Source organism: Streptomyces sp. NPDC043867, assembly GCF_056435845.1.
Genome location: NZ_JBWKDS010000026.1, coordinates 105,950 through 122,845, shown reverse-complemented (window position 1 = coordinate 122,845; position 16,896 = coordinate 105,950). Strand labels below are relative to the sequence as shown.

General features: G+C 72.2%; 13 protein-coding genes. 5 read left to right on the top strand and 8 right to left on the bottom strand.

All coding sequences use genetic code 11. The features are described 5' to 3' along the window. Nucleotides 1-106 precede the first annotated feature (106 nt). Nucleotides 107-319, top strand: a complete 213-nt coding sequence (locus tag AC069T_RS25015) for a hypothetical protein (RefSeq protein ID WP_478784840.1) — start codon at nucleotides 107-109, stop codon at nucleotides 317-319. A 408-nt stretch (nucleotides 320-727) separates the two neighbouring features. Here the strand turns inward: AC069T_RS25015 and AC069T_RS25010 are convergent, their stop codons facing one another. After that, the gene (locus tag AC069T_RS25010; protein ID WP_478784839.1) at nucleotides 728-1,720 is read right to left on the bottom strand and encodes a LacI family DNA-binding transcriptional regulator; all 993 of its coding nucleotides are present in this window, start codon (nucleotides 1,718-1,720) and stop codon (nucleotides 728-730) included. 495 nt (nucleotides 1,721-2,215) lie between these two features. Here AC069T_RS25010 and AC069T_RS25005 point away from each other — a divergent pair, with 495 nt between their 5' ends. From AC069T_RS25005 to AC069T_RS24995, 3 genes are all read left to right on the top strand, one after another. Beyond that, a complete protein-coding gene (locus tag AC069T_RS25005) occupies nucleotides 2,216-2,383 on the top strand; it encodes a hypothetical protein (protein WP_478784838.1) in 168 nt (55 codons plus the stop codon). A 182-nt stretch (nucleotides 2,384-2,565) separates the two neighbouring features. Then, a complete protein-coding gene (locus AC069T_RS25000) occupies nucleotides 2,566-3,900 on the top strand; it encodes a DUF1996 domain-containing protein (protein ID WP_478784837.1) in 1,335 nt (444 codons plus the stop codon). Nucleotides 3,901-3,920: 20 nt separating this feature from the next. Beyond that, a complete protein-coding gene (locus AC069T_RS24995; protein WP_478784836.1) occupies nucleotides 3,921-4,448 on the top strand; it encodes a DUF305 domain-containing protein in 528 nt (175 codons plus the stop codon). An 851-nt stretch (nucleotides 4,449-5,299) separates the two neighbouring features. Here AC069T_RS24995 and AC069T_RS24990 read toward each other — a convergent pair. After that, nucleotides 5,300-5,956, bottom strand: a complete 657-nt coding sequence (locus AC069T_RS24990; protein WP_478784835.1) for a DUF1326 domain-containing protein — start codon at nucleotides 5,954-5,956, stop codon at nucleotides 5,300-5,302. A 292-nt stretch (nucleotides 5,957-6,248) separates the two neighbouring features. Between AC069T_RS24990 and AC069T_RS24985 the strand changes: the two genes are divergently transcribed. Continuing rightward, nucleotides 6,249-7,079, top strand: a complete 831-nt coding sequence (locus tag AC069T_RS24985) for a DUF2182 domain-containing protein (RefSeq protein ID WP_478784834.1) — start codon at nucleotides 6,249-6,251, stop codon at nucleotides 7,077-7,079. Nucleotides 7,080-7,534: 455 nt separating this feature from the next. Here AC069T_RS24985 and AC069T_RS24980 read toward each other — a convergent pair whose 3' ends face one another. The 6 genes from AC069T_RS24980 to AC069T_RS24955 all read right to left on the bottom strand — a co-directional run bounded on the left by AC069T_RS24980 (nucleotide 7,535) and on the right by AC069T_RS24955 (nucleotide 16,789). After that, nucleotides 7,535-7,942 (bottom strand): PIN domain-containing protein, encoded by a 408-nt coding sequence (locus AC069T_RS24980; RefSeq protein ID WP_478784833.1) that lies wholly within the window; start codon nucleotides 7,940-7,942, stop codon nucleotides 7,535-7,537. Continuing rightward, entirely contained in the window at nucleotides 7,939-8,172 is a 234-nt protein-coding gene (locus AC069T_RS24975) for a type II toxin-antitoxin system VapB family antitoxin (protein ID WP_478784832.1), read from the bottom strand. Before AC069T_RS24975 ends, AC069T_RS24980 begins: the two co-directional genes overlap by 4 nt. A 388-nt stretch (nucleotides 8,173-8,560) precedes the next feature. Continuing rightward, nucleotides 8,561-9,853 (bottom strand): TIGR02679 family protein, encoded by a 1,293-nt coding sequence (locus AC069T_RS24970; RefSeq protein WP_478784831.1) that lies wholly within the window; start codon nucleotides 9,851-9,853, stop codon nucleotides 8,561-8,563. Beyond that, nucleotides 9,844-13,947, bottom strand: coding sequence for a TIGR02680 family protein (locus tag AC069T_RS24965; protein ID WP_478784830.1), 4,104 nt, complete (start codon nucleotides 13,945-13,947; stop codon nucleotides 9,844-9,846). Before AC069T_RS24965 ends, AC069T_RS24970 begins: the two co-directional genes overlap by 10 nt. After that, nucleotides 13,944-15,182 carry a TIGR02678 family protein gene (locus tag AC069T_RS24960; RefSeq protein ID WP_478784829.1) on the bottom strand — a complete coding sequence of 413 codons (1,239 nt, stop codon included), beginning with the start codon at nucleotides 15,180-15,182 and terminating at the stop codon, nucleotides 13,944-13,946. Before AC069T_RS24960 ends, AC069T_RS24965 begins: the two co-directional genes overlap by 4 nt. Continuing rightward, nucleotides 15,179-16,789, bottom strand: a complete 1,611-nt coding sequence (locus AC069T_RS24955; RefSeq protein ID WP_478784828.1) for a TIGR02677 family protein — start codon at nucleotides 16,787-16,789, stop codon at nucleotides 15,179-15,181. The genes AC069T_RS24960 and AC069T_RS24955 overlap by 4 nt, the downstream gene beginning before the upstream one ends. Between the last annotated feature and the right edge of the window lie 107 nt (nucleotides 16,790-16,896).

The following is a 16,896-nucleotide window of genomic DNA, read 5'->3' as shown; positions in this document are numbered from 1 at the left end:
AGGCATTTCACCCAAAAAAAAAAAAACATTTCGGGCATGGATCCCCGGACCTGGGGGGGGGGTGCCCCGTCCCCCCGCCGGTTTCTCCTTTTTTGGTGGTGTTTTCGTGGCGCCCACCCCCCCCACGACCACGGGCTACGCGAAGAAGGCCGGCGTCCACTACCCGGTCGGCAAGAAGGCCGCCGGCGTCGCGGCCGTGGCCGGCGCCGCCAACGCGTTCCTGAACACGCTGGACGCCGACCAGCAGGCGGCGACGGTCCTGGACTTCTTCCAGGCGAACGCGACCTCGCGGTCGAACCTGCCGTGCGGCTCGTCCTGAAGCGCGCCTGCGGGTGCAGCCCGCGCTGCGGCTGGCCGGGGCGGGGCTCACCGGCACGGCGGCCGTCGGCTGGCTGGCCGACCGCCTCGGCCTGCCCAACCCCTTCGCCCGGGCCGCCGACAGCGCCGGATCCCACACCACGCTGATGCTTACCGTCCTCACGGTGACCGCGCTCGTAGCCACCGCCTGTACGCTCGCCGCCCGCCGGCAAGCACGGCCCGCCCCGGCCGAGCCCCCCGCAGCGGCATGTCCCGGGTGTGCAGGGCGACACGCGGCGACAGCGTGTGAGCCGGCGGCGTGGGCCACCGGCGGAGGGACCGGTTGAGCGGCGGATGAGTAGCCCCGGCGCGAGCGGAGTGCCGGCGGCGCCGGCGCTCCGCTCGCGGGGTGAGGCGTGCTGACGGGAGATCAGGTCGACTCGCGCACGACGAGTTCATTCGGCATGATCACCGGCCCGGTGGGGCCGCCGTCGACCAGGCCGAGGAGCAGGTGGACGGCGGCGGTCGCCTGGTCGGCCATCGGGCTGCGCACCGAGGTGAGCGCGGGACTGGTGTAGGACGCGGCTTCTATGTCGTCGAAGCCGACGACCGCCACGTCTTCGGGGACACGTCGGCCCGCTTGATGGAGGGTGCGCAGAGCTCCGATCGCCATCAGATCGTTGGCTGCGAACACCGCATCGAGGTCGGGATCGTCCTCCAGGAGCTGCCGCATGGCTTCGGCGCCGGAGGCTCTGGTGAAGTCGCCCAGTGCCACGATGGAGCGACGGCCGGTGTCACGCAGCGTCTGACGGTAGCCATCAAGACGCTCACGCGCTTCGTACAGTTCGAGCGGCCCGGTGATGGTGGCGATCCGGCGCCGACCGCGCTCCAGGAGATGACGCACGGCCAGCGCCGCTCCGCCGGCGTTGTCCAGCGCGACGTACGGGACGTCCTGTGCGGAGGTGCGGTTGAAGGACACGACAGGCAGGCCCTGCCGGGCCAGTGCGGCCGGCAGCGGATCCGTACCGTGCAAGGCGACCAGGAGCACGCCGTCCACATGCCCGCCGGCGATGTACTGCACGACTCTGGTCCGGCTCCGGTCCGATTCCGCGAGCATGAGCACGAGCCGTTTGCCGGCCGTCTCGAGCTCTCTGCTGATGGCGCGGACCACGGCGGAGAAGAGGGGGTCGTCGGAGACGACTCCTTGAGGCGGGTCGGACACCACCACGGCGAGGGTGTCCGTGCGGCGGGTGACGAGATTGCGTGCCGCGCCGTTGGGCACGTAGCCCAATTCGTTCACGGCGCGCATGACGACGTCTCGGATCTGCGGGGCGACCGTCGTCTCACCGTTGATGACCCGGGAGACGCTCGATTTGGACACGCCCGCTCGGGCGGCCACCACATCGAGAGTGGGGCGTTTCATACCTGTCCGTCCCCTGTGCCGCCGCCCGGGTTCGTGCGCGGGGCGGGTTTTCTCATCGGGGCGACCTCCGGCTCTGCGTCATGGCGATGCGAGCAGCGTATCCGCAGGCCGGGGCGACATGAGCGTGCCCGGAAAGGCGTCTCCCTCAGCGCGACCCCCGTGGCCGTCGACGCGCCGCGTAGACCATGAGAGACCGCTCCCTCCACGCGTCGTAGGTGTTACGTCGCTGCTTTTTCGAGGTGAAGGATCCCTTGACAGCCTTCATGAGTCGCTCCATTCTCCCTTTCAGGGAGCGCTCCCTGACCTCCCCCACTGGAGGAGTCGCCCATGCAAGCGCCGCTGCGTCGCCTCAGCTTATTTTTGGCCCTCGCGGCCGCACCGCTCGCTTTCATCGCCCTCCCTGCCCCTTCCGCACAGGCAGCGGAGGTGCCGCTCCCTCAGGGAAAGCCCGCCACCTCCTCGAGTACCGAGGGAAACTCCAGCGCTCGTAGCGCCATGGAGGTATCGAGCGACGCGGTGAGGTGGACCGTCGTCCGCCGGACGGCCGCGGGCACGGGCACGGGCACGGGCACGGGCACCCAGAACCTGGCCGTTTCCGGCACCGGCCGCCATGTGCGCATGTACGGGACGCAGCGCGCCCCCCTTCGCGGCTACTCGCTGTGAGAGTCCCAGGTGTACGGCACCGGCGGCGATCCGATACAGGCTCCGCCGCTGCCGAGCGACCCCGCAACTGTCCGGCTCCTGCTCTCCCATCGCTGCGCTCCAACAAGAAGCCGGCCCCTCACCCCATACGTCCGAAAGGGAGTCAAATGCGCAGATATCGCGTCCCTCTGTACACACTGTTGGTGAACGCTCTGGTGGTCGTGCTGGCCGCTGCCCTGAGCTTGACCGTCTCGGCCCAGCAGGCGCAGGCCGCGACGGTCACCGTCCAGGCCGAGTCCAGCACCGCCCAGTCGGGTGTCACGTGGGAGGGAACCGCGGACACCGGAGGCGGTCAGAACGCCGCGTTCCTCGCCGACGGCGACTGGATGCGGTTCGACAACGTCGACCTCGGCGCGAGCGGCCGGCTGACGGTGTCGGCCCGGATCGCTTCCGCCGTCGGCTCAGGCACGGTGGAGTTGCGCACGGCCGGCCTGACCGGACCGCTGCTCGCCGTCATACCGGTCTCCCAGACGGGCGGTTGGCAGAACTGGGCGACCCAGGCCACCGAAGTCACCACCCACCCCGCCGGTTCACAAACGGTGTTCGCCGTGCTGCGCAGCACGACGCCCAACGACTTCGTCAACATCAACTGGTTCTCCTTCGTCGGCTCGGGGGATGACGCAGCAGCTGGATGGGTCCCCATCGACCAGGCCAAGTGGAACGCTCAGCTGACGGAGTTCCGTGCGATGACGCCGGCCGCGGTGCCCGCCGGTGTGGTCCGGGTTCCGGAGTTCAACGCAACCTGCACCTACAGTCACTCCAAGCCGGACGACCCCATCGTCCTGCCGGGCCTTCCCGGCGCGTCCCACATGCACAGCTTCTTCGGCAACAAGAGCACCGACGCGTTCTCCACGACCCAGTCGCTGCTGGCCAACACGCCGACCAGTTGCACCCCTGCCAAGGATCTCTCGGCGTACTGGATCCCCACCCTCTACGAGCGCAACACGGCCGTGGAACCCGAGGGCATGATCGTCTACTACGGTTCCCGGCTCCCCGACCCGTCCGTGACCGTGCCCTTCCCGCAGGGATTCCGCATGATTGCCGGGAGCGCCAAGACACAGACACCCACTCCGGCGGGATCGCCCGGCCAGTTCTGGTGCGCCGGCGAGGGCGGCGAGATCGGCCGCAGCGCCGACGGCAACTGGCCGGTCTGCGCCCCGAAGGCCCACCTCACCCACCAGCTCGTCTTCCCCGACTGCTGGGACGGCAAGCATCTCGACAGTCCCGACCACAAGTCCCACGTGGCGTTCACCTACGACGGCAAATGCAGTGGCGCCTACCCCGTCGCCATCCCCAACCTCTCCTTCGTCACCAGCTACCCGACCAGCGGCAGCGCCGAAGGCTTCAAGCTGGCCTCAGGCATGGCATCGTCCATCCACGGTGATTTCTTCAACGCCTGGGACAACGCCGCACTCGGGCACCGCGTGAGGGACTGCATCAACCAGAAGGCAAAGTGCAGCTCCGCCGGCACGTTCTGACCCTGTGGTCGGTATGCGGCGTGGCCGTGGCGCTGCTGGCTGTCGGCTGCACCGCGCAGCCGGCAGCCGACGCGTCGCCGCGATCGGCCTTCAACGCCACCGACACCGCCTGGATCCTGTTGATGATCCCCATGGCCGAGCGTGCGCAGCGCCTGACCGATCTGGCTCCCGCCCGCACGGCGGACCCGAGCCTGGCCGAGCTGGCGGCGAAGACCGGATCGACACTGCGTGGAGACCTCCGCCGACTGCGCGCGGTCCTGCGTCTCTCGGGCGTCCCCGATACCCACCCCCACGAGGGGCACGACATGCCGGGCATGGTGAGCCTCGGCACCCTCGAAAAGGCGGCAGCCACGAAGGGCCAGGCGTTCGACCGGATTCTCACCGACGCGCTGCGCGCCGGCTTCACGCAGTCCCGGTTGCTCTGCGCCGACGAGCAGACCCATGGCCAGGCCGACGAGGCAACGGAACTGGCCGCAGCCATGGCGAGGAGCTCGGCCGAGCAGAGTTCCCGGCTGGACAAGCTGGGAGCAGCACAGCCTGCGCCCTGACCGGCGACGCCACGCGCGGCTTCACACCGTTGACGCCGGCACGGCCGCCGGAGCCTGGGAGCGTGTCGGACCACGGCTGGGCACGGCTGCGGCTGCGACTGCGGCTGCGGCTGCGGCTGCGGTCGGCATGCGTCACTGCAACCACGTGATGTTGTCGAGATCGGCCTGTCGGCAGCCTGGTACGGGCCTCAGGGGCCGTGGCCGTTGGGGCGACCGAGGACTGCTGGTTCCTCTTCGGCGGGATCTCCAGCACCGGCCACGCCGGCTTCCGGGGCGCCTGGCGGCCGGGCAGGACGCGACGCGGCACGGTGCCGGGCCACCTGAACGGGTATCAGTCCGCGCACGTCATGATCCAACCACCAGTGCGCCACATCACGGTGCAGGAGGGGTCGCCGCTCAGGCGTCGTTGGTCCTGACGTAAGCCATACGAAGGAGCCTGCGGCGGGTCGGTGCGGCGTTCGTGCAGCGAATGCCCTGACCCCGACTAGCGTCACAACGGCGTGTGCGCAGGTCATGACGTTTCTGCTGGGGTGGGGCGGGTGGGACTCGAACCCACGGCCGACGGATTATGAGTCCTTTTCGGATCTTCCGATCTGGTCCCACTCTCGCCTCGATCTCCCTATAATCGCAGGTCAGATAACCTTTCCCGTTCTGGCTCCGCGTCGGCCTTCCTGATCCTTGCGGGTCCTTCCGTCCCCTGCGCGTCCCCTGGCGGTCCCCCGAGAGCCCTCCCCCTGGGAGCAGCTCGGGGACGCCTGACTGCATCAACGCAGGTTGAGCGACAGGGCGGTTGAGGTCTCGAACTTTCACGCAGCGGATGACCGACCGCACTGGGCGCCGGCCGTCGCACGTCAGTCGGGGCCGCTCCAGTCGAAGGGGAAGTACTTGCTGGACTTGCCCCTGCGGCTCCATCTGAAGCCGAAAGCATCGGCCTGGTCGGTGGTGGACCGGCCCCAGGTGGCAATCTGTCCTGGGCCGACCTCGGCACCGGGGGCGTTGTGGACCTGGACCCGTGCGCCCTCGGCCGTGGTGGGACCGGCGAGGGCCTCGGCACCGGCGGTCACCCGGCCGGGGATCTCGGCGCGCCACGCCCCCAGGTCCTCGTCGACCTCGACGGTGATCGGAGCGATGTCCATGCCGCGCATCTCGGGTCCGAAGACCTCGACGAACTGCTGCGGCCAGCCACCGGCCTCACCGCCGAAGATCGCGCCGAGTGCGGCACGCTGCTGGTCGTCGGCGCGCTCGTCGACGAAGACGGCGGCGCACGGGTCCGAATGCTCGCCGGCCCACACGTTGCCGGTGAAGGACGCGAGCATGAGGACATTCAGACCGTCGAGCCGGACTTCCCCGAACCGTCCCTCGCGTATGTGCCAGGCAAGCACTCCCTCGCAGTCACCCTCGGACGGGGGCTGGGCGAATGTGCATGGGCACGGTATGGCGCACTTGCATGTGTCGAACCAGTCGCCGACCACGCGCCAAGGCGGGCTGCTGGTGATCTGCTCGGCCATCTCGCCGTTCCTCTCCCGGTGCACGAACCGGGGCCACTTCCAGGATGCGCCTCGCCTGGCACGGAAGCAAAACCTCCCGCCGAGGCGCGGGGGCCCGGCATGCGTACATCGCCATGGGTCGTCATCCGTCGCGGTCGTCGACGTATCGAGGGGGCCCGGTCGCCGGCACAGGGGCTGCCACCCGGGTCTCGACCCTCCGCTTTTGAGGCCTGCGATTCTGTGATCTCCTAAAGATGTCTTCGGAGTGCTCATCGTGACCACGAAAGCGGCGGGCGTCCTTGGGAGGCATGTCATGCCGCATCTCCGGTTCGCCCCGCCGGCGCCCACCCGGCCGGGGCTCCTGCTGCCGAGGCGTGATCTGGCCCTCGGCTGGTCTCTCCTTATTCTGATCGCCGCTCTGGCGTGGGTGCTCACGGCCGCGCAGTCCCGCGACACGAGGATGGAGCCGGGCACCGTGGGCCTGGCACTCCCGGTCTTCCTGCTCCTGTGGGTGGTCATGATGGTGGCGATGATGCTGCCGTCGCTGGCACCCGTGGCTCTCACCTGGGTACAGGCGATCAGACGCAGCACCGCGGGCCGCGTCCGTGCGCTGCGCCTCACCGAATTCGTCGGCGGCTACCTGCTGGCCTGGGCCGGGTTCGGACTGCTGGCGTACGGGGCCCTGGCGGCGGCGGGGCACCTGGTCGGCGGCCACCCCGAGGCGGGGCGCTGGATCGGCGCGAGCGCATTCCTGCTCGCGGGAGTGCAGCAGTTCGGGCCGCTGAAGCGGGTCTGTCTGCGGCACTGCCGCAGCCCGATGTTCCAGCTGCTGCGATACGCGCGGTTCCGGCCCTGGGCGAAGGATCTGAGGGTGGGCGTGCACCACGGGCTCTACTGTGTCGGCTGCTGCTGGGGGCTGATGATCGTCCTGATCCCGCTCGGCGTGATGAACGTGGCGGCGATGGCGGGAGTGGCGGCGGTGATCTTCCTGGAGAAGCTGTGGCGGGGCGGTCCCTGGCTCAGCTGGGCGGTGGGCGTCGCCCTCTTCGTGCTTGCCGTGCTCGCCCCGTTCCAGGACTGGTTGCTTCCGGGCCTTCAGATGTCGGGTCCGTTGATGGACCGGATGCTTGCCCTGGCGCTCTGACCGGTTGTCGATCCCGCTAGATGGCCATCGGCAGCCGAGGTACCCGGCGCTCGCGGCGCAGAACCGCGCACGAAGTTCACCGCCACGCGCATGGCCGTGGGAGCGCCGACGTCTCCGGGCGCGATGACGAAACCCTGGTCGACTCGACACCTCGGCCCCTAGGGCCTCGCCGTGGCTGCGTACATCACTTCCACGACCGACTCACTCAGCGTGCCGACCTTGGGTTCCGTGAGCCCCTTCTCCCTCAAGCGTAGGCCGCCGAAGCACCCGAGACATACCGCCTGGGGTTCGGTCTTCGCCGACACCAGAAATAGGAAGAGGCCCCGCCCTGTTCGCCGAGACCCGCGCACATCGCGCGTCGGCCCAGCGACCGACTGCCGGTGTGGTGGATGGCGGGCCCAAGCCGCTGGGCAGGTCAGTTCTACCTGGAGCGCGGCCCTTGGGCCGTGAAGTCGTCAGGCGCGGACGTCGCGCTGCTGCACTTCCTTGAGAACCGCCGCCACGGTGGCGAAGTCATTGTCCACGTGGAGCACCGTGTGACCGTGGTGAACCGCTGTCGCGCACACCAGGAGGTCGATGACTCCCGCGGCCCGGTGCTGCCCGCGTTGCGTGAGCTTGTACTGGGCGGTGTCGACCCAGCGCCAGGCGTTCTTCGGGACCGGCGAGAGCTGACACAGAGCATCCAACTCCCCTGCCAACTCGTCGCGATGAGACGGGCTGGTGGCCGAGTACAGAAACTCGGTGCGCGTGGGCTCGCAGATGCGCAGCACCCCGGCGGCGACGTGTCCCTCCCAGGGATTCAGTGCCCCAGGGGTACGGAACAGGTGCCACAACGCAGAGGTGTCGAGGAGATACGTGATCACTCAAACGCCGCCCGCCGTGCGCGCTTGGCAGCCTCGTACGCGGCTGCGGCCTCCTCGAACTCGCCGCGCTCGCCCCGCTCGACCAGCTTCTCCGCGGCCTCAAGCCTCCTGATGCGGGCCACATAATCCCGCAGAGCCGCGTTGACGGTCTCCTTCTTCGTCGTCACGCCCATCAGGCGCATCGCCTCGGCCAGCGCCTCGTCGTCAAGGTCGATCTGGGTAACGGACATGCTCACCACCCCAACGAGAGTCCACGATGTACACACTTAAGATACATCACCAACATTCACTTCACCACAGGAGCTCCCGAGAGGAGCGGCGGCACGAAGCCGGATCAGCGAGCCCGCCCAAGACTCCAGGCCCTCATTCGCACCGCACGCGACGACATCCACCGGCCTCCCTGATCCATCCGGGTCCTTCCGTCCCCTGCGTGTCCCCTGGCGGTCCCAAGAGCTCTCCCGTGCGGGGAGGCGGGGGAGGTCCGGCTGCATCAGTCCAGGTTGAGCAATGGGGTGGTTCGCTTCGCACCCTCCGGCAACGGAATCGCCTTCCGACGGGCAGGCGTTCGCACCACCCCAGGTGAGGGCCCTGCGCGGTCCCGGACACGCGATGAGACGGCTACGGCGCCGTAGCCACCCCCGCTCGCTGGCCGAGGTCGGCCAGCAGGTCGTCTAGTACCGTCTCCTCCTCGATGCGCACGCCCAATCCGGTGAGGGCCGCGGGCAGGTCCGGGTCCCACGCTGCGGTGGTCGGCGTACCGGTCAGGGGCGAGGCCAGTGGGGTGGCGGCGACCGCTCTGCGGTAGTCGGCGGCCGTGTAGCGCCAGGGGTGCCAGGAGACGCGGCGCAACAGGGCGGAGGCGATGCGCAGACCGCCCCAGTCGAAGTCGCCGTGGTAGAGCAGGGCCGCGTCGTGGGTGTGCAGGTGCCGCAGCAGGGTGAGGGCGGCGGCCGAGGGCTGGCCCTGGAGGCAGACCAGGGGCGGGCAGGCGGTGCCCAGGGTGTCGGCCGCGGTGGCCAGGACGGCCGGGTTCTCGCAGACGTACGCAGTGCCGGGTGCCGCACGGGGCGGAGTTCGGCTGAGCTGGCGCAGGGTGAGCACGACGGGTTCGCCGGCGTCGGCCGCCCAGTCGAGGGCGGGGGTGCCGCGCAGGCCGAGGGTGAGGACGGTGGAGGACAGGGCGTCCTTGAGGAGCCCGGCGGAGGCCCATGCCTCGCGGCGCCACTCGGCTCCGCTGCCCTCCGGGAACCCGGTCAGGGCGCGGACGCCGGACAGGACGAGGGTGGCGAGCGGAGTGCCGTCGTCGAGGGCGTGGGCGTCGCCGAAGGTGCCCGCGGCGAAGGCGGGCAGGGACACGGCGGGCTCGGCCGGCAGCCGGCGCAGGGCCTCGGCTGTCTCACCCAGCAGGCTCTTCGCCGCCTGCGGGGTGCGGGCGAGCCGGCGTGCGAGGCCGTCCGCGCGCAACCGCTCGGCCCAGTCGGCCAGTTCGGGCCTGTGGATGCGGATGAGCTCGTCGAGCGGGGCGTACGCGTCCCGCCAGGCGCACTTCTCCCGCTCGCGTACGTCGGCCAGCCGGGCGACAGGTCCCGTGAGGGCGGTTACAGCTGCTGCCAGGCCGTCGGGGCTGACGCCTGAGCGGCGCAGGACGGCGTCTACGGCATCGAGGCGGATGCTCAGTGCATGCCCGGTGCCGGGGGCGCGGCCCAGCAGCCGTTCGGCGGCGATCCGTTGCCGGGCGGTGGGGGCGCTCAGGGTGACCGGGCCGCTGAGAGGTTCGTCCCGTGCCATGCGGCGGCGTACGCGGTCGACCAGCCAGGCGAGATCCGGTCCCCCGAGCAGGCGAGCCAGGCGGTCGCGGTCGACAGGCGCCGAGGGCTGCCGGGGCACGCTCACGCCGTCGTTCACGTCCACAGGCCGTCCCGGCTCTCGGCAGCGGGGGCAGCGGCCTGCGCCGGGAGGGACACGAGCCCGTGGCCCGGCTCGGTACCCCGCACCCGTTCGGCGCCGTCCCACTCCCAGCGGGTCACCAGGACTGCGGGGATCTCGTCGACGCGGGAGAGCTGGGCGATGGCGATGCCGGGGACCTGCGGGTAGCAGGCCCATTCGCGTTCACTGGTCATGACGACGTCGAGCTCGAAGGCGTGCAGCAGGCCCAGGCACTTGGCGCGGGAGTCGTCGTCGACACCGGCGAACGCCTCGTCCAGGGTGACCAGGCGCGGGGCGTGCGGGGCGGCCGTGGCGTAGTGCGAGGAGGCCGCCGCGAACAGCGGCACGCTCACGGCGAGGACGCGTTCGCCGCCGGAGGCGGGCCCGGTGGCCGGAACCCACTTGCCGTGCTGGTGCCGCTCGATACCGAACTCGTGCCAGCCGCGGTAGTCGAGGGCCGCGGTGAGCACCTCCAGCCAGCTGCCCGCGGTGTCGTCGGCCTGGCGGCGGGCGATCTCGGCCTGCAGGAACTCACCGACCGCGGCCCGGTCCTCGGCCGTCCAGGCGTCGGCGGACTGGCGCAGCCGCTCGCGGGCCTGCGCGAGGCCCGCCGGGGCCTTGCGCGAGGCCCGCCAGACCAGGCGCAGCCTCATACCGGTGGAGGTGGGCCGCTCCTCGAGCTCGTCGTTCATGGCCCGCACCTGGCGCTCAGCGGCGCCGATCAGGTCCTGCAGGGTGCCGGCGACCTCGGTGAGGAGGTGGGTTTCGAGGATCTCGCGTTCGTGCGCGGACAGGATGCGAGTCAGCTCGGCGACCTCCGCGGCGAGGGCCTCGGCGAGCTCGGGGACGGCCCGCTGACGGCCCTGGTAGACGATCTCGACGACCATGCCCTCCTCGGCCATCTGGGCCGAGGCGCTGTGGCCGCCGCGGGAGAGGGCGTCCTGGAGCTTCTTGTACTCCTCGCTGAGCCGCTTCTGCACCCGCTCCCATGCGCCGTCGGAGTCGTCGGTACCGGACAGTTCGGCCTCGATGGAGCGGGCGAGGGCGACGGCCGGGGTGGCGGCCCACGGCCCGGCGTCGAGCGGGGGTACCGCAGCCTCGGGCAGGGCGACGGACAGCAGGCCTGTTCCCGCGAACCGCTGAAGGGCGGCGATGGCCTCGGCACGGGCCGCGGTCGCCTCGCGGACCTCCACCTCCAGGCGTTCGATGTGCCCCTGAGCACGGTGGGCGCGCCGGTCGGCGGCCGTGTGGTCCTCGCGGGCCCGCCGCCGGTCGCCCTCGCAGGCGGCCAGCGCGTCGGCGGTCCCGGCGAGGCGCCGCTGAAGCTCCGCCACGGCGGTGCCGACGGTGGAGCGCACCGTGGTGTGCCGTGCGTCGGCGGCAGCGGCGAGCCGGGCGGAGTCCTCGGTACGCAGGGACAGTTCGGCCACTCGGGCGCCGGCCCGCTCGGTCTCGGTCCGCTCGTCGGCCAGGGCGCGCGCCGCGTCGGCGCGCTCCCGCAGGGCGGGCCAGAGGGCTGCGAGGACGGCACCGTAGTCGGCCAGGGCCTGGCGGACGCCGGCCAGGCCGCCCCGGTCCGCGGGCAGGTTCACCGCCGCCGCGGTCTCGGCGAGCTCGCCGGCGGCCTCGGATTCCTGCCGGGACAGGGCCGCCAGTTCGGCCGAGTGTTCGTCACGGCGGGCGCGGGCCCGGTGGGCGGCGTCGGCAGCGGCGGCGGCGAGCGCGTGCTCCTGCCGCAGGGCGGCGTCGTCGGGAAGGGCGGCCAGCTCGGTGTCGAGGGTGTTGCGGCGCCGGTCCACGTCGGCGCGCTCGGCGTCGAGCCGGTCCATCTCGCCCGCCAGGGACCCGAGTTCGTCACGCAGGGCGGCGATCCGGGTCCGGCGCGCCTCCTCGCGGGCGCCCTCGCCGACGTACACAGCCGCCGGTTTCGACCAGCTGCCGGTCAGCGCACCGACACGGAAGCGGCCGTCGACCGCCACCCAGGTATCACCGGAGCCGCCGGAGCCGAGACCCACAGCCGCCAGCAGCCGGGAGACGGTCTCCTTCCCCACCGACAGGGCTCGGGCGTCGCCGTGGTCGACTGCGGACCGCAGCACGTCGGAGAGCGTCGGCCCGGTCAGGGGAGCACCCGGCGACAGCAGAACGTCGTGCCCGTCCGCGTGCACGACGGTGCCGTCCGGGTGCACCCAGGCGTCCAGCAGACCCGATGCCTCCAACGCGGCCTCCAAGCAAGCCCGTTCGGCGGCCGGGACGCGCTCGCGGAAGTCGACCAGCCGCCACAGCGGCGACCCCGGCGCCTGGTCGCGGACGCCGGACGTACGGGTGTGCGGTGCCGTGGGGCCGCGCTGGCCGCCCGCCTCCAGTTCGGCCAGTTCCCGCTCGGCCTCGGCGGACCGGGCCCGGAGCCCGGCAAGTTCCTGCCCGAGGGCGGCCGTCCGGTCGGCCAGGTGTGCCGCCCGTTCGCGGTGGGCATGAGCCGCGTGTTCCCGTGCGGAATAGAGACCCTGACAGTGCGTCACCCAGTCCTGGAGCTCGTCCAGCAGCCCGTCCGGGTCGGCGACGGCCAGCTCCTGGCAGGCGTCCAGATGGGCGCGGACGCGGGCCACGAGATCCCGGCCCGCCTCGGCGGCCCGCCCCTCGGCCTCGGCCTGTCGCCCCACGGTATGGCCGACCTCGGTCTCGGCCTCGTCCAGCCGGCGGGCGGCGGCCCGCCGTTCGGCGGCGGCCTCGTCGGCGCGGCCCGCCAGCTCCTCCACGTGCTCGACGGTACGGCCCCTGCGCGCCACGGACTCCTCGGCCGTACGCCGCAGTTCGCTCTCCGGCATGCCGTCGGTGCGCAGCTCGCCGTCGAGACGGGCCGCGGCTGCCGCCTCCCGCTCGCGGATGAGCGTGTCGGCGGCCTGCTCCTCGGCCGCGTCGAGGCGTCGGCGGGCCGTCTCCAAGCGGCCGAGCGCCCGGGTGTGCGCCTGGGCCGCCTCGTCCCGGTCGGCCCGGGTGCGGGCCAGCTCCCCCGCGGTGCGGCGGGCGTCGGCAGCCGCCTGCTCCAGCTCCCGGGCGCTGCGCATCTCGGGGCCCGCGCGCAGGGCCGCCTCCTGCGCCTTCAGACGGGTGGCGGTCTCCTCCAGTTCGGCGATCCGCTCGGCGGCCGCTGCCCGGTCGCGCTCGGCGTCCTCCCGCTCGGCACGGGCCTGGGCGAGGTCGCGGTGCAGCTGCTCGTAGCGGGCGTGCTCGCTGCGGGGCAGCCGGGCCCGGCGCCTTGTCGCCACGCGGGCGTAGCGGCGGTAGTGGTCCAGGAACGCGGAGGCGGCCCGCTCCGCCTCGGCGGCGGCCCGCAGCTCCTCCTTCTCCTCGTCCAGGGACCGGAACGCCTCGGCCACGTCCGCGACCACCGCCTGGTCCATCGGCGGCAGGGCTTCGGTCAGCGCCCGGGACAGTGCGGCCTCGTTGGGCCGTTTCGACAGCTGCGGCTGGCGCAACTGGATCAGCAGGTCGACCAGGGCGGCGTAGCGCCGCTCGCCGAGCCCGAACAGCGCCTCGTCGACCGCCCTGCGGTACGCCGTGGCCGTGTCGTACACCATGCCGCGCCCGGCCACCGCGTCCGCGAGCCGGTCCCGGGACAGCGCGGTGCCGGTGGCGTCCAGCAGGCTCAGCTCCTCGCCGATGCGCTGGTCGGTGACCGCGTACCAGTGACGGGCGACGCCTCGGCCCGCCACCGCCTTCAGCCCGCACGCGAGCGTGCGGAAGCGGGCCTGCCCGGTGTCGGCGTCGACGCGGCCGAACTCGATCCAGGTGTAGCCGAGCCGCTCGGGGTGCGGGTGCTCCCCGCCGAGCAGCAGATTCCACTCCATCCGCTTGTTCGGGTCGGCGTCCGGCTCCACGCGGCGCGCGGACAGGTCGCCGTCCAGCAGGAACGGGAGGGTCAGGGCGAGGACCTTGGACTTGCCGGTGCCGTTGTTGCCGCGCAGCAGCAGCCGGCCGTCGCGGAACCAGAACTCCTCGGTGTCGTAGTAGAAGAGGTCGACGAGGCCGATGCGCAGCGGCCGCCAGCGGCCGGGAGCGGGCTGGGGCAGAGCGGTCACGGCTGTGGTGCCTTTCGTCGGGCGGTGCGGGGACTGCGGACACCCGGTTCCACGACGACGGTCTCGCCGACCGCGTACCGGGCGAGCGCGGGCAGCGGAGCCACGCCCTGGGGCGTGCGGGTGACCAGGGCGAGCGCGGTCAGCTTGGCCAGCGCCTGCTCGACCAGCTCCCCTTCCGCGCCGGGCTGCTTGGCGCTCTTTGACCAGAACCCGCCGTGCTCGGCGGCCAGTTCCCGCACCCGGCGCTCCAGCTCCTCGCGGCTCACCTCGCCGCCCGCCGCCGCGAGGTGCTCGGCGAGCAGCAGGGTGACGTGCCCGTGGGTGCCCTGCTCCGGCATCCGTACGTCGGTCAGGTCGTCCTGGGGGTCGACCATGGCGATGCCCTCGGCGCGCACCTCCGCGACCAGGCCGGTCAGTTCACCGACGCGGGTGGTGAGGAAGGCGCGCTGGCGGGTCAGGTAGGCGAGTTCCTCGTCGCTCAGCTCGTCGTAGTACAGCACCGGGTCGTCGAGGAGGCGGCGGGTGAGCTTCTGGCGGATCGCCCGGAACCGCAGTTCGTCGCTGTCCAGGGCGCTCTCCGCGGTGAGCCGTCCCAGCCGCTCCTCGAAGCCGTCGGCCGTGATCGTGGAGGGGCCGTGGCGGGCGGCGAGCAGTCCGGCCAGGACGCGGCGCTGGACGTCGTAGAGCACGTCGCCCGTCCCGCTGACATAGGCGTCCTCGTCCCCGGCGACCCGCCGCAGCACGCCGTGGCGCAGCAGCAGCCGTACGACGGCGGCGAGGTCCCCTCGCTCGTCGCGCCGCTCCAGCGTGAACTCGATCCCGGAGGCGGCCAGTCGCGGGTCGGCGGCCTCCAGCACCACCTGTTCGGCGAGACGGCCGAGCGCGATCTGCGCCTCCCCGCGCTCCAGTACGGCGAGCGCCAGACACAGCAGCACATAGCGGCGGCGGGTGAACGGCGCACCGGCGCGGGACGCCTCGCGGGCCGGGTGGGTGGCGTCGGCGAGGGTGCCAGGTGTCTTGCGCAGCCGGGCGACCTCCGCGTCCACGCGAAGCGACCACCCGGTGTTGCGCTCGAACCAGTCGCGCAGCTCGCCGGCGTACTGCCTGACCAGGCGGTACGCGTCGGCGTCCGGGCCGTTCGCGAGCAGCAGCGGCTCTTTGAGCAGGGCGCGTGCGGCTTTCTGGAACTCGGCGGTGCGCCGGCCGTCCAGGACCTCGCCCAGAGGTGTGGTCATCGCGCCTCCCGTGCGGGGACGCCCGCGGTCAGGTCGGTGATCTCGACGAGGTGGTCGGGGCCGCGGAACACCCCGCCCGGCGTGCGGATCTCGGCCGTCGTACCGTCGTCGAGCGCGGTGAGCCGGATGTCCATCGTGCCGTCGTTGCTGGTGGTGACGGTCGTCGTCAGGCCGGGCCGCCAGGTGGCCAGGGCGTCGCCGAGCAGCCGCAGGAACAGGCCGAAGGCCATGGGGTCGAGCTCTCCCAGCGCGGACAGCCGCGTGGTGCCGTCCGTCGCCAGCCGGGCGCGGGCCGCGGCGATCTCCTCCGCCTGCTTGGCTGCGATCTCCGCCAGCTGCCGCCGCTGTTCGGAGCGGTCCTGCACCTTGCGGGGTTTGCCGCGCCGCTCGTAGCTGCCGGTGCGGCGCAGCTGCGGGCTGATCCGCAGCGGCTCGGCCTCGGCCCACGGGGTGGACGCGGCCACCGGGTGGGCCGCGCGGTCGGCGAGGGTGTCGGCGTCGACGGTGAGATGCCGGGCGGGGTACAGCCCGAACGCGGCGCGCCACAGCCGGTGCCGCGCCTCGGCGTCGGGGGCTTCAGCGAACCAGCGGGCCAGGGTGCGGAAGTCCGCCGACCGGTCCGAACGCCCGGCCCGCCGCTCGTTCAACTGCCGTACGACGGCGAGGAGCTGCGGGATGGCGCCGAGGGCGCGACCGCGCAGCAGCCGGGCCTGGGACTCGCGGCCGTCGGCGGACACGAACCAGGCGGACAGGCCCGCCCACTTCGCCACCCACCGTGCCTGCGCCCGCGCCTCGGCGCTCTCGGCCTCGTCCGGGGCGGCGTCGGCCGCCTCACGCGCCGCCGCCAGCCGCAGCAGCACGCCGACCCGTCCCTGCTCCTCCAGTTCGCCGATGAGCCGGGCGATCCGCCCGCCGAGGGCGATCAGGTCCTGGATGAACCGCTCCAGGTACTGGATCAGCCGGTCCTTGTAGGCGAGGAACACCTCGACCTCGACGCCGTGCAGGTCGATGGTGCGCTGCAGCGACCCCATGAAGGCCCGCGCGTTCTCCGCCAGCGCCTCGAACCGGTTCGTCAGCGTGGACAGCACAAGGTGGGCCTTGGCCGGATCCGGTTCGTCCTCGGCGGCGATCACGAGCAGGGCCCGCAGCTGCGTGACGATGTCGTGCAGCGCCACCGCCTGCAGCGCGCCGCGCCGCCCCAGCGCCTCGTCGTACACGGACAGCGCCTGTTCCGCGGCCTCGCCGGCCTGGGTGAGCTGGTAGATGAAGCGTCTGCGGTAGAAGTCCTCGACCGCGGTGACCCGGGAGGTGTCCGGGTCCGCCCGCAGATTGCCCCACCCGACGAGGCTGTCCAGTGCCTTGACGACGGCGTCCGGGGCGGCGGGGCGGTGCTCCGACGGCAGCGCGGCGTGTACGTCCTCGGGCCGCAGATGCACCGCGAACCGCTCCTTTGCCGTCAGGAACGCCCTCATCACGTCGCGGTACAGGGCGCTGTTGGGTGCGGTGAGGTGCGCGAAGGGCGCGTGTGCGGGGTGGCCGGGCGGCTCGGTACGTCCGGAGGAGTCGGCGGGCTCGGCGCGGTCGGGCTCGGCGGGCTGCGGCGTCATCGTCCTGGCATTGTCCCTGAGGCGGACGCCGCACCGAAACCACGGCCCAACCTTCACGGAGAGCTGTCGGGGCCTCTGCGGCCGTTACCGCCACCACCGGACAACGC